The organism is Mycobacterium sp. NAZ190054, from assembly GCF_001545925.1.
Lineage (GTDB): Bacteria > Actinomycetota > Actinomycetes > Mycobacteriales > Mycobacteriaceae > Mycobacterium.
In genome coordinates this window covers 25,985-38,164 of sequence record NZ_LMVQ01000157.1, presented here as the reverse complement: position 1 = coordinate 38,164, position 12,180 = coordinate 25,985, and the positions used below count along the sequence as shown (strand labels likewise).

Genomic DNA, 12,180 nt, shown 5'->3' with positions numbered 1-12,180 from the left:
GACCTATCAGAACGCGATGCGCTGGTATCACTGGGACCCGTTCACCCACATCCCCAAAGACCAGGCCACCGTCGGCGCCCTGCGCAAAGCCGCCGAAGGACACGACGTCTCCATCCAAGCCCTCTCGAACAGGGAGAAGACCGGAGCCACGTTCGCCGACTTCGCCGCCAATGCCAAGCAGTTGAGCGGGAACAAGGACTGAGAGCACACCCCCTTCGCCGAAATGGCATTCCAGCAGGGGCCCACTCGAACTTTCTCTGCTGGAATGCCATTTCGGCGGGGACCGAAGCAAGGAGTCACGGCTATGCCGGGCGGCATGAGTTTCGAACTGACCGAGGATCAGGAACTGATCCGCAAGTCTGTCGCCGAGTTGTGCGGCAGGTTCGACGACCACTACTGGATGGAGAAGGACCAGGCTCACGAATTCCCCCAGGAGTTCTACGACGCCATCGCCGCGGGCGGGTGGCTGGGCATGACGATCCCGGAGGAATACGGCGGCCACGGCCTCGGCATCACCGAGGCGACGCTGCTCCTCGAGGAGGTCTCGCGCTCCGGCGCGGCGATGAACGGTGCCAGCGCGATCCACCTGTCGATCTTCGGCATGCAGCCGGTGGTCAAGCACGGCTCCGACGAACTCAAGGCCGCGACGCTGCCCCGCATCGTCAACGGTGACCTGCACGTGTGCTTCGGCGTCACCGAACCCGGTGCAGGGCTGGACACCTCGCGGATCACCACCTTCGCCAAGCGCGAGGGCGACCACTACCGGGTCAACGGCCGCAAGGTCTGGATCTCCAAGGCGCTGGAGTCGGAGAAGATCCTGCTGCTGACCCGCACCACGCCCTATGACGAGGTCGCCAAGAAGACCGACGGCATGACGCTCTTCCTCACCGATCTCGACCGCGACCACGTCGACATCCGGCCGATCAAGAAGATGGGCCGCAACGCGGTGAGCTCCAACGAAGTGTTCATCGACGACCTGATGGTCCCTGTCGAGCACCGGGTGGGCGAGGAGGGCAAGGGCTTCAAGTACATCCTCGACGGGCTCAACCCCGAGCGGATGCTCATCGCCGCCGAGGCGCTGGGCATCGGCCGGGTCGCGTTGGAGAAGGCCGTCAAGTACGGCACCGAACGCGTCGTGTTCAACCGTCCGATCGGCATGAACCAGGGGCTGCAGTTCCCGCTGGCCGACTCGCTGGCCCGGCTGGACGCCGCCGAACTGGTGCTGCGCAAGGCCACCTGGCTCTACGACAACGGCAAACCCTGTGGGCGCGAGGCCAATACGGCGAAGTATCTCTGCGCGGACGCGGGCTTCGGGGCCGCCGACCGGGCCCTGCAGCTGCACGGGGGCATGGGCTACTCCGAGGAGTATCACGTATCCCGCTATTTCCGTGAGTCGCGCCTGATGAAGATCGCGCCGGTGAGCCAGGAGATGATCCTGAACTTCCTCGGCGAGCATGTGCTCGGACTGCCCAGGAGCTATTGAGTGGGATATTTCGATCTGTCCGGACGTTCGGCGCTGGTGACGGGCGCGGCCGGGGGAATCGGGTCGGCCGTGGCGTCCGCGCTAGCCGAGGCCGGCGCGGCGGTGCTGGTGACCGACCTCGACAAGGACGCCGCCGCAGTCGTGGCCGAACGCATCGCGGCGAGCGGCGGCAGGGCCGAGTCGGCCGGTCTGGACGTGTCCGACCGCGAGTCCGCCGACGCCGCCGCCGGGCAGGCCGCGGCGCTGGCCGACGGGAGGCTGCACATCGTCGTGAACAACGCCGGTGTCACCAAACCGGCGATGTTCGACAGGACCACGCAGGAGTCTTTCCGGCTGCTGTTCGACATCCACGTGATGGGGGCGTTCAACGTCACGCAGGCGGCGCTGCCCCACATCCCGACCGACGGCACCGGCCGCATCGTGAACGTGACCTCGGCTGCCGGGCTGACGGGCACCCTCGGCCAGGTCAACTACTCGGCCGCCAAGGCGGGCATCATCGGGTTCACCAAGTCGCTGGCCCGGGAGCTGGCCACGAAGAGCATCTGCGTGAACGCGCTGGCGCCGCTGGCGGCCACACCGATGACCGAGACCATCCGCACCAACGAGAAATTCGCGGCGAACATGATGAACCGCATCCCGATGAAGCGCTGGGCGCAGCCTGCCGAGGTCGCAGGCGCCTTCGTGTTCATGGCGTCGGACGCCGCCTCCTACATCACGGGGCAGGTGCTGCCGGTCGACGGCGGCATGGTTATGTGAACCCGTGACGAGACCTGAGCCGAGCAACGCGCCCCTGGCCGGTGTCACCGTCGTCGCGATGGAGCAGGCCGTGGCGGCTCCGATGTGCACCCGGGTGCTCGCCGACTTCGGTGCCCGGATCATCAAGGTGGAGAACCCCAACGGGGGTGACTTCGCCCGCGACTACGACGACGTCGTCAACGGCCCCGGCGGTCTGGCGGCCCATTTCGTGTGGTGCAACCGCGGCAAGGAATCGGTGACGCTCAACACCAAAAGTCCGGCGGGTCTGGACATCCTGCACCGGCTGCTCGACCGTGCCGACGCGTTCGTGTCCAACCTCGCGCCGGGCGCGACGGCGCGCCTCGGCATCGCGCCGGCAGACCTCGCCGTGCGGCACCCCGGAGTCATCCCCGTCGAGATCGACGGGTACGGGCCCGGCGGTCCGATCTCGCACAAGCGGGCCTATGACCTACTGGTGCAAGCGGAATCGGGATCGTGTGCGGTCACCGGGTACCCCGGAATGCCCGCGAAACCCGGACCCGCCATGGCCGACTTCACCACCGGTCTGTACGCGGCGATCTCGATCGTCGCGCTGCTGTACGGGCGCGCCGGGCAGCCCGGCAGTGCTGCCGCGCCGTCGGTCGAGCTGAGTTTGTTCGACGTGATGACCGACGTGATGGGATACGCGCTCACCTACACCCAGCACACCGGCATCGACCAGGAACCGCTCGGCGTCGGCTCACCCGCGGTGGCGCCGTACGGGGCGTTCCCGACCCGTGACGGCCAGACCGTCGTGCTCGGCACCACCAACGACCGCGAATGGCAACGCGTCGCCCGCGAGATCATCGACCGGCCCGACCTTGCCGACGATCCGCGCTTCGCCACCAACCCCGGTCGGTGCGCGCACCGTGAGATCCTCGACGAGGCCATCGGAAGCTGGTGTGCCCGACATGATCTCGCCGATATTCAGAAGCGGGCCGACGCTGCAGGGATCGGCAACTCCCGCTACAACCGGCCCAGCGAGGTGGTCGCGCACCCACAGCTCAGCGCCCGCGACCGGTGGCGCACCGTCGCGACGCCGCGGGGCGACATCCGCGCGTTGCGGCCGCCGCCGGTGATCGGCGGCTTCGAGCAGCCCATGGGCGCGATTCCCGGTCTGGGCCAGCACACCGACGCGGTGCTCACCGAATTAGGTTTCACACCAGAGCAATTGGATCAGTTACGGGCCGAGGGTGCGATCGGGCCGGCATACTCATGACCGAGGTATTGCTGTCGGCCGACCGCGGCGGCGTGCGCACGTTGACCCTGAACCGGCCCGAGCGCCGCAACGCACTGGACGCGCGACTGTGGGTCGAACTCGCCGATGCGCTGCGCAACGTCAAACGGGACCCGGACGTGCGTGCACTGGTGCTGACCGGAGCCGGCGGGGCGTTCTGCTCGGGCGCCGACATCGGCACCGGCGAACAGATCCACCCGCGCTACAAACTGGACTGGCTCACCGATGTGGCGCTGGCGCTGCACGAGCTGCCGGTGCCGACCGTCGCCAAGGTCACCGGCATCGCCGTCGGCGCCGGCTGGAACCTGGCGCTCGGGTGCGATCTGGTGGTCGCGACGCCGGAATCGCGCTTCTGCCAGATCTTCTCCAAGCGCGGGTTGTCGGTCGACCTCGGCGGCTCCTGGCTGCTGCCCAAGATCGTCGGACTGCAACAGGCCAAGCGCCTGGTGCTGCTGGCCGACATGATCGACGCCGCAGAAGCGCACGCACTGGGGCTCGTCACCTGGGTGAAGCCCGGCGCGGAGATCGATGGATTCGTCGACGAACTGACCGATCGGCTGGCGGGCGGACCGCCGTTCGCGCTGGCACAGAGCAAGGCGCTGCTCAACGACGGTGCGAGCGCCACGCTGCGCGAGGCACTGGCCAACGAGGCGCGCGCGCAACCGGGTAACTTCGCGACCGCGGACTCGACCGAGGCCTACGCCGCGTTCGCCGCCAAGCGCGATCCGGAATTCACCGGGGCATGGGCCCTGTACGACAGAGTTGAGGAGCAGAGCTAATGCGGGAAACCGTCATCGTCGGCGCGGTACGCACACCCGTCGGCAAGCGCAACGGCGGCCTGTCCGACCAGCACGCAGCCGATCTGTCGGCGCTGGTGCTCAACGAGCTCGTCGAACGCACCGGCGTGGACCCCGACGTGATCGACGACGTCGTATGGGGCTGCGTCTCCCAGGTCGGCGACCAGTCCAGCAACATCGGGCGCTATGCGGTGCTGGCCGCCGGCTGGCCGGAACACATTCCCGGCACCACGGTCAACCGGGCGTGCGGATCCAGTCAGCAGGCACTCGACTTCGCCGTGCAGGCGGTGATGTCCGGTCAACAGGACGTGGTGGTGGCCGGGGGAGTGGAGGTGATGAGTCGCGTCCCGCTGGGCGCCGCGCGTGCGACCGGGATGCCGTACGGTCCCAAAGTCCTGGCCCGCTATGACGATTTCTCGTTCAATCAGGGCATCTCCGCGGAGATGATCTCGCAGCAGTGGGGCTTCTCCCGCACCCGGCTCGACGAGTACGCGGCGCAGTCCCACGAGCGGGCCGCCGCGGCCCAGGACGCCGGGGCGTTCAAGGACCAGATCGTGCCCGTCTTCACCGCGCACGCAAGCAGCGAACCAGGCACCGACGGCGGCGTGGTCACCGAGGACGAGGGGATCCGGCGGGGCACCACCGCGGAGAAGTTGGCGGGCCTCAAGCCGGCCTTCACCGAGGACGGCGTGATCCATGCCGGCAACTCGTCACAGATCTCCGACGGCGCCGCGGCGCTTCTCGTCACCACCGCCGAGAACGCCGTGAACCTCGGGCTGACCCCGCTGGTGCGCTACCGCGCAGGCGCGGTCACCGGCGCCGATCCGAAACTGATGCTGACCGGCCCCATTCCGGCCACCGAGAAGGTGCTGCACAAGGCGGGCGTGACGCTCGACGAGATCGGCGTGTACGAGGTCAACGAGGCGTTCGCACCTGTGCCGCTGGCGTGGCTCGCCGACACCGGCGCCGACGAGGCCAGGCTCAACCCGCTCGGCGGGGCGATCGCGCTGGGGCACCCGCTGGGCGCTTCGGGCGCGGTGCTGATGACGCGGATGATCCATCACATGCGCGACAACGGGATTCGCTACGGCCTGCAGACCATGTGCGAGGGCGGAGGCACCGCCAACGCCACCGTGGTCGAGCTCATCGGCTGACCCGCAAGGAGACTGAGATGCGCCGTGACCTGTTCACCGAAGACCATGAGGCGTTCCGGGAGCTGGCCCGCGACTTCGTCGAGAAGGAGGTCGTCCCCCACTACCCGGAGTGGGAGAAGGGCGGCCGGATGCCGCGCGAGGTCTTCGAGCAGATGGGTGCGCTCGGGATGCTGGGCATGGCCATCCCCGAGGAATACGGCGGCGGCGGCACGCCCGACTACCGCTACAACGTGGTGTTGCAGGAGGAGGCCGCCCGCGCGCTGGTGACGTTGTCGACGGTGCGCACGCAGCTCGAGGTGATCCTGCCGTACTTCCTGCACTACGCCGACGCCGAGCAGCGCAGCCGCTGGTTCCCCGGGCTGGCGGCGGGCACGCTGCTGACCGCGGTCGCGATGACCGAGCCGGGCACCGGCTCGGACCTGGCCGGGGTGCGCACCACCGCCGTGCGTGACGGTGACGACTACATCGTCAACGGCGCGAAGACGTTCATCACCGGCGGCATGCAGGCCGACCTGGTCATCGTCGTCGCCCGTACCTCCACCGACCCGGACAACCGGCGCAAGGGGCTTACCCTGCTGGTCGTCGAGGACGGCATGGAGGGCTTCACCCGGGGCCGCGAACTCGAGAAGATGGGGTGCAAGGTCCAGGACACCGCCGAGCTGTCCTTCGTCGACGTCCGAGTTCCCGCGGCCAACGTGCTCGGTGAGGTCGACGAGGCATTCGGCTATCTCGGCCACAACCTGCCGCAGGAGCGGCTGACGGTGGCGGTGGGCTCGGTGGCGCAGGCGCGCTCGGCCATCGCGGCGGCGATCGACTACACCCGCGACCGCAAGGCCTTCGGCACCCCGGTGGCGTCGTTCCAGAACACCAAGTTCGAACTCGCCGCCTGCTCGACGGAAGTGGAAGCGGCCCAGGCGATGCTGGACCGGGCGGTCACGTTGCACGTGGCGGGCGAACTCACCGGCGCCGACGCGGCGCGGGTGAAACTGTTCTGCACCGAGATGCAGCAGCGCGTCGTCGACCGGTGTCTCCAGCTCTTCGGCGGCTACGGCTACATGATGGAGTACCCCATCGCCCGGCTGTACACCGACGCCCGGGTGGCGCGCATCTACGCGGGCACCAGCGAGGTGATGAAGGTGATCATCGCCAAATCGCTGGGCCTGTAGCGGTTCTCCGAGCTGCCGGTCAGGCGCGGGCGATGTTCTCCACGATGATCTCGCCGGCCGCCTCGTAGAAGGCGCTGATCAGCGTCGAGAAGGACAGCTCGAACGGGTAGATCATGTGTACGTCCAGCGGTTCGAGTCTCCATTCGGGCAGGACGGGCACGATCGTCCCTTCCCGCAGTTCGGCGGTGCAGATGATCTGCGTGGGCATGGCGCCGATGCCCAGGCCCTGCAGGATGTACTGCTTGCACACCTGGAAGTTGTTGGCCCGCGCTCGCACTCGGGGTTCCAGCTCGAGGTGCTGCGTGTTCCGCACGACCGTGAGCTTGCGCCGACCGGAGAAACCGAAGTCGATGAACGGCAGGTCGTTCAGCCGGGTGGGATCGGTGAGTTCTCCGTCGAGGTGAGCGACGAACTCCGGTGAAGCGCAGAGGAACAGCTCAAGGCTGAACACCTTGCGGGCGATCAGTGTCGAATCCTGCAGCGGACCGGTGCCGAAGACCACGTCGAACCCGTCCTTGACCGGGTCGACCATCCTGTCCACCAACCGGATGTCCAGGCGGGAGTGCGGATGGCGCCGGAGGAACGTCGCACCGACACGGGATGCGTAGTCGACGCCGACGAACACCGGTATCGCGACCCGCAACTCGCCCTGAGGCTCCTGTCTGCTGGACTCGACCAGCGCGCGCACACCGTTGGCCTCGGAGAGGATGTTGACCGCGTGCGCGTAGACCTGCTCACCGAGATCGGTCACGGTGAGCTGATGAGTGTTCTTGCGCAACAGCTTGATACCGAGATCAGCTTCCAGCCTGGTCAGTTTGCGACTGACTGTCGACTTCGGCATGCCGAGCAGCGCCGCGGCTTTCGACAGGCTGCGCGACTCCACCACCTTGCCGAACACCAGCAGCGCGTCGACGTCGAAGGGCAGATTCTGCTCCACCGCTCACCTCGCCTCGGGTACCGGAACGCTGTTCCAAATATGCAACAGCGTGTTGCTCTTCTGAGTCTGTTTCGCGGAATTCGCCGGCGTTAGCGTCGACGGTGAGGAGGGCCTCATGAGTCACGACAGCCTGGTGACCAAACCCGCGAGCGGATACTGGACCGACGCGTATCCCGAACTCGGACGCGGACCGGTCTCCCTCGAGGACTGTGTGTCACCGCAGTTCTACGACAAGGAACTCGAACACGTCTTCAAGAAGACCTGGCTCTACATGGGCCGCGTCGAGAAGGTTCCGAGGCCGGGCAGCTACTTCACCCGCGAGCTGAGGTTCCTCAACACCTCGGTCATCATCGTGCGCGGCAAGGACGGCGTGATCCGCGCGTTCCACAACATCTGCCCGCACCGCGGCAACAAGATGCTCTGGGAGGACGACCCTTTCCAGGAGGTGCAGGGCCGCGCAGCGCTGCTGTACTGCCGCTTCCACGGCTGGCGCTACCACCTCGACGGCTCGCTGCACTCGACCACGCGCAGGGATCTGCTGCTCGATTTCGACGCCGGCAGCTGCCGCGTTCCCGCCATTCAGTGCGAGGTGTGGGAAGGCTTCATCTTCGTCAACCTCAACCCGCACAACACCGAGCCGCTGCGTGAGTTCCTGGGTGAACTCGCCCACGGTATCGAGGGTTACCCGTTCGACGGTCCGCATCAGGTCTACCGGTTCAAGGCCGAGCTGCAGTGCAACTGGAAGATCTTCGTCGACAGCTTCGCCGAGAGCTACCACGGTCCGTATCTGCACGCCTCCTCGTTCGGTGCGGTGACCGCCGAGGCGCGGGAGGCGTTCGATCAACCGAACCCGTTCACCGATGCGTTGGCCTACCGACTCAAGGGCCCGCACCGGATGTTCTCCTTCGCAGGAGAGCCGTCGCGAAAGACGCCGTACTCCAAGCCCATCGAATGCGTGATGGAAGCCGGTGCGGCCGGACCGTGGCACAAGCGCACCGACCGCGGCCCGATGCCGCCCGGGATCAACCCCATGCGCGCGGAGAAGTACGGCTTCGACTCGTTCCAGTTCTTCCCCAACTTCGTGTTGATCTTCGGCGCCTCCGGCTTCACGGTCCACACCCACTGGCCGACCGGTCCGCACTCGCACATCTTCGAGACCGAGGCGTATTACCAGCCGCCGAGGACCCACAAGGAACGGCTCGGTCAGGAGCTCACGGTGACGTTCCTCAACGACATCATCCTGGAGGACGCCAGCCCGTGTGAGGGCGTGCAGGCGATGCTGAACAGCGGTGTCCTCACGCATTTCACGATGAACGACGAGGAGATCCTGCTGCGTCATCTGCACAAGGTGGTGGGCGACTACGTGGAACGCGGCGAGCAGGCGAAGGCGGCCCGGTCGTGAGTGGCACACTGCCGGCGGGATTCTCGCATCTGGAGCATCTGGTCGACGAGTGGGCGATCGAGGACGGACACCAGCGGTACGTCAAGCGGGTGAACAGTTCCATGGAGCAGATCCGGGCCTTCTACGACGCGATCTTCCCGTCGGCGGAGGAGGCGGTCGCCTATGTCGACAAGTTCGAGTACGGCGAACCGCTGCCCGAGGACGTCGCGAATCTGCGCAACCTGCTGTACTCGCTGATCACGGTGTCGCTGGCCGTCGAGCTGTGGAAGCAACCGCGGGTGAAGCATTCGGCGGACACGATCCTGACGAGAGTGAGCTGACGGTCATGGGTACCGCTTCCACGCAGTTCGACGTCGTCGACATGACCCCCCGCATCGGCAGCGAGATCCGAATCGACCTCGACACCCTGCTCAGTGGCCGGGAGGCCGAGAACATCCGTGCCACGCTGGAGCAGCGCGGCGTGGTCTTCATCCGCGGCCTGGACCTCAGCGACGAACAGCAGGTCGCCGTCGCCAGGACGCTCGGCGACATCGTGGCCGGCGAGGGCCAGGACGGGATCTACAAGATCTCGTTCGACAAGAACGTCAACCAGAAGGCCGACTACCTCAAGGGTTCGATGTTCTGGCACTTCGACGGCTCGCTGCAGCCGTATCCGAATCTCGCGACACTGCTCCGCGCGATCACACTCTCCGAGGTCGGGGGAGAGACCGAATTCTGCAACACCTACGCCGCATACGAGGACCTGCCGGAGTCCGACAAGGACGCCATCGCCGAACTCCGCGTGGTGCACAGTGCCGAGCGCTCGCAGTACTACGTGCGTCCGGAGATGAGCTACGACGAGCTCGTCCTCTGGCAGAAGTCGCCGACCAAGGCGTGTCCGGTCGTGTGGACCCACCGGTCGGGCCGCGAGTCGCTGCTGCTGGGCGCCACGGCCGATTACGTGATCGGTCTGCCGGTGGAGGAGAGCCGGGCGCTGCTGACCCGGCTGCGCGACTGGGCGACGCAGCCGCAGTACGTCTACCGCCACGAGTGGCAACCGGGTGACCTGTTGATCTGGGACAACACCGGGACCATGCACCGCGTGCTGCCGTACGCCGACGACAGCGGCCGGCTGATGCACCGCACCGTCCTCGCGGGTGAAGAGCCACTGAATTGAAGCTCGGCATCGCGACGCCTGCGGTCACCAATGTCGCGGGCGCGGCACTGAGGTGGGACCAGGACGCCGGGGCCGGCACGCTCAAGGAGGAGTTCGACCCGATCGCCGCTCCTGAGGCGAACCGGCGGACACTGGGGGCGACGGCAGCGGCGGGCACCACGACGGTGTCCGCTCGAGCGCCATCCGAACAGATCCATGCCCCCGCCGAACTGTACGACCCCGAAGGACAACGATGACCGAGACCGCCCGACCCCTGCTGGAGCCGCTGGCCACCGACGAGTGGGGACCCGACGAATATGCCGCCGTCGGTGCGTTGTTCGGGACGCGCGGCGAGGACGTCCCGCGGGCCGGATCCGGCGAACCGGGGGACCCGGCGAAGTTCGACATCCTCGGCGTACTCGCACGGCACCCGGCGATGGCAAGGGACTTCTTGCGCTACAACGGTTTCCTGTTGCGCCGCGGTGAGCTCCCGGTGCGCCTGCGGGAACTGGCGGTCCTGCGGTTGGCCCACACCAGGCGGTCGGCGTTCTTCTGGGGTGAACACGTGCGGGTGGCCACGGCGGGTGGCGTGCCGGAGGCCGACATCGACCGGCTGGCGCGGGGCAACGCCGGGTTCGACGGCGCCGACCGGTTGGTGCTCGAGGCGACCGACGAGCTCCTGGCCGACGGCCGCGCAAGCGCCGCGACGTGGAAGCGCCTTGTCGCAGAACTGGGTACCCATCAGGCGATGGAGGTCATCTTCGTCGTCGGCACCTACGCGATGCTCGCCTCCGCCTGCGACACCTGGGAACTGGCATCCCCGCCGGGCGGTGCGACGCTGGTCTGACATTCCGGCGGCCGATGGCCGCGGTGAGACGGCCGTCGAAAAATAACCTCACTGAGACCCTTGTCACAGCCGGGGGAACCTACCTACTGTGTGTTCACTAGGTTGGTTCAACGAAGGAGCCCCGTGGTCGCCCCCGAGTCGTCGGCCTCCCGGCCTTACGCGTCTCTCCTGGCCAAAGGCGAGGATCGCAGACAGCGGATCCTCGCTGTGGCCGAGCGGCTGCTCGCCCGCAACGGCTGGCGTAACACCTCGCTGGCGCAGATCGCCAAGGAAGCCGGGGTGACCCCGGCCGGCCTGCTGCACCACTTCGAGTCCAAGGAGCATCTTCTCAACGCCGTCCTCGACGCCCGCGACACCGACGACGAGATCCACGCGGACTACCGGTCCGGTGACCTCGTCGCCGAGCTCAGCAAGGTGCCCGAGCGGTTCGACCGGGCACCCGAACTGGTGGGCACGTTCACCGTGCTGCTGGTGGAGAACATCGCACCCGACGCGCCCCTGCACGACCGCCTGCTCGACCGCTACCGCGCCGCTGTCGACATCATCAGCTCGATCATCGAACGCGGTCAGGACAGCGGCCAGTACCGCCGAGACCTCGACCCTGCCGGCAAGGCCGTGGAAATCCTCGCCTTTATCTATGGAATGGAGACCCTATGGTTGCTCGATCGTTCAATCCAGTTGGCCGAGGTGTTCAAGGGGTACGCCGAGTCACTGGGGCGGGAGTTGGCGCCACGGAACTCGACATGAGATACCGGCTGGACGTCGTCGCGCCGAGTGCGCGCGACGCGGTCCGTTACGCCGGTGGCTGGATCTACGACCGGGTGATGGCCGGTTGGGACGTCACCGTGCTTCTGGGCCGGGACGACGATCTGCGGGCGCTGCACATCCTCGGCGCCGACACGCTCGACCTGGAGGCGGTGCTCGTGGCGTGGGACCGGCGGCCCCATCCCCAGTCCGTCGCCGTGGCCGCCGAGATGTTCGACCGGGATCCGCGGGTGCTGGCGCACGTCCGCAACGCGCTCGATCACGGCGGCACAGAGGTGACGCTGTGGGGCGAACACGTCCCCGCCGAACTCGATCAGACCGTGTCTTGCGTGCGGCACCATCTGAGCGCGGCCGCCAAGGCGTTCAAGGCTCGCGCACTCTCGGCCATCGACGACCCCGGCGCCCGATCCGTCGGCAACACCGAGGTTTTCCGCTGCGGGATGCTGGTCTCGGTCGCGGCGGACTTGGTCCCGGCGAGCTGAC

Annotated in this window: 14 protein-coding genes and 1 pseudogene; 14 read left to right on the top strand and 1 reads right to left on the bottom strand. The window is 67.3% G+C overall.

Translation table 11 applies throughout. The features are described 5' to 3' along the window. The 7 genes and pseudogenes from ASJ79_RS12925 to ASJ79_RS12895 all read left to right on the top strand — a co-directional run. Positions 1-202 (top strand): annotated as a pseudogene (locus ASJ79_RS12925) (amidohydrolase); the annotation flags it as partial. 114 nt (positions 203-316) lie between these two features. Continuing rightward, a complete protein-coding gene (locus ASJ79_RS12920; RefSeq protein WP_067955714.1) occupies positions 317-1,483 on the top strand; it encodes an acyl-CoA dehydrogenase family protein in 1,167 nt (388 codons plus the stop codon). Then, positions 1,484-2,239 carry an SDR family NAD(P)-dependent oxidoreductase gene (locus ASJ79_RS12915; RefSeq protein ID WP_067955702.1) on the top strand — a complete coding sequence of 252 codons (756 nt, stop codon included), beginning with the start codon at positions 1,484-1,486 and terminating at the stop codon, positions 2,237-2,239. Positions 2,240-2,243: 4 nt separating this feature from the next. Next, a complete protein-coding gene (locus ASJ79_RS12910; protein ID WP_082753818.1) occupies positions 2,244-3,476 on the top strand; it encodes a CaiB/BaiF CoA-transferase family protein in 1,233 nt (410 codons plus the stop codon). Next, positions 3,473-4,273 (top strand): enoyl-CoA hydratase/isomerase family protein, encoded by an 801-nt coding sequence (locus ASJ79_RS12905; RefSeq protein ID WP_067955700.1) that lies wholly within the window; start codon positions 3,473-3,475, stop codon positions 4,271-4,273. The genes ASJ79_RS12910 and ASJ79_RS12905 overlap by 4 nt, the downstream gene beginning before the upstream one ends. Next, complete coding sequence (locus ASJ79_RS12900; protein ID WP_067955698.1) at positions 4,273-5,445, top strand: thiolase family protein; 1,173 nt, start codon at positions 4,273-4,275, stop codon at positions 5,443-5,445. The genes ASJ79_RS12905 and ASJ79_RS12900 overlap by 1 nt, the downstream gene beginning before the upstream one ends. 17 nt (positions 5,446-5,462) lie before the next feature. Beyond that, entirely contained in the window at positions 5,463-6,611 is a 1,149-nt protein-coding gene (locus ASJ79_RS12895; protein ID WP_067955697.1) for an acyl-CoA dehydrogenase family protein, read from the top strand. Positions 6,612-6,630: 19 nt separating this feature from the next. On the opposite strand, the gene ASJ79_RS12890 is transcribed toward ASJ79_RS12895, so the two are convergent. Then, positions 6,631-7,548 carry a LysR family transcriptional regulator gene (locus tag ASJ79_RS12890; RefSeq protein WP_067955695.1) on the bottom strand — a complete coding sequence of 306 codons (918 nt, stop codon included), beginning with the start codon at positions 7,546-7,548 and terminating at the stop codon, positions 6,631-6,633. Positions 7,549-7,663: 115 nt separating this feature from the next. Between ASJ79_RS12890 and ASJ79_RS12885 the strand changes: the two genes are divergently transcribed. The 7 genes from ASJ79_RS12885 to ASJ79_RS12855 all read left to right on the top strand — a co-directional run bounded on the left by ASJ79_RS12885 (position 7,664) and on the right by ASJ79_RS12855 (position 12,179). Continuing rightward, a complete protein-coding gene (locus tag ASJ79_RS12885; RefSeq protein ID WP_067955693.1) occupies positions 7,664-8,950 on the top strand; it encodes an aromatic ring-hydroxylating dioxygenase subunit alpha in 1,287 nt (428 codons plus the stop codon). After that, a complete protein-coding gene (locus ASJ79_RS12880) occupies positions 8,947-9,270 on the top strand; it encodes a hypothetical protein (RefSeq protein WP_067955690.1) in 324 nt (107 codons plus the stop codon). Before ASJ79_RS12885 ends, ASJ79_RS12880 begins: the two co-directional genes overlap by 4 nt. A 5-nt stretch (positions 9,271-9,275) precedes the next feature. Then, entirely contained in the window at positions 9,276-10,106 is an 831-nt protein-coding gene (locus ASJ79_RS12875) for a TauD/TfdA family dioxygenase (protein ID WP_067955688.1), read from the top strand. Further along, positions 10,103-10,342 carry a hypothetical protein gene (locus ASJ79_RS12870; protein ID WP_067955686.1) on the top strand — a complete coding sequence of 80 codons (240 nt, stop codon included), beginning with the start codon at positions 10,103-10,105 and terminating at the stop codon, positions 10,340-10,342. Before ASJ79_RS12875 ends, ASJ79_RS12870 begins: the two co-directional genes overlap by 4 nt. Further along, complete coding sequence (locus ASJ79_RS12865; protein ID WP_067955684.1) at positions 10,339-10,932, top strand: carboxymuconolactone decarboxylase family protein; 594 nt, start codon at positions 10,339-10,341, stop codon at positions 10,930-10,932. Before ASJ79_RS12870 ends, ASJ79_RS12865 begins: the two co-directional genes overlap by 4 nt. Before the next feature lie 123 nt (positions 10,933-11,055). Next, complete coding sequence (locus ASJ79_RS12860; RefSeq protein ID WP_067955682.1) at positions 11,056-11,679, top strand: TetR/AcrR family transcriptional regulator; 624 nt, start codon at positions 11,056-11,058, stop codon at positions 11,677-11,679. Beyond that, positions 11,676-12,179 carry a hypothetical protein gene (locus ASJ79_RS12855; RefSeq protein ID WP_067955680.1) on the top strand — a complete coding sequence of 168 codons (504 nt, stop codon included), beginning with the start codon at positions 11,676-11,678 and terminating at the stop codon, positions 12,177-12,179. Before ASJ79_RS12860 ends, ASJ79_RS12855 begins: the two co-directional genes overlap by 4 nt. Position 12,180 lies beyond the last annotated feature (1 nt).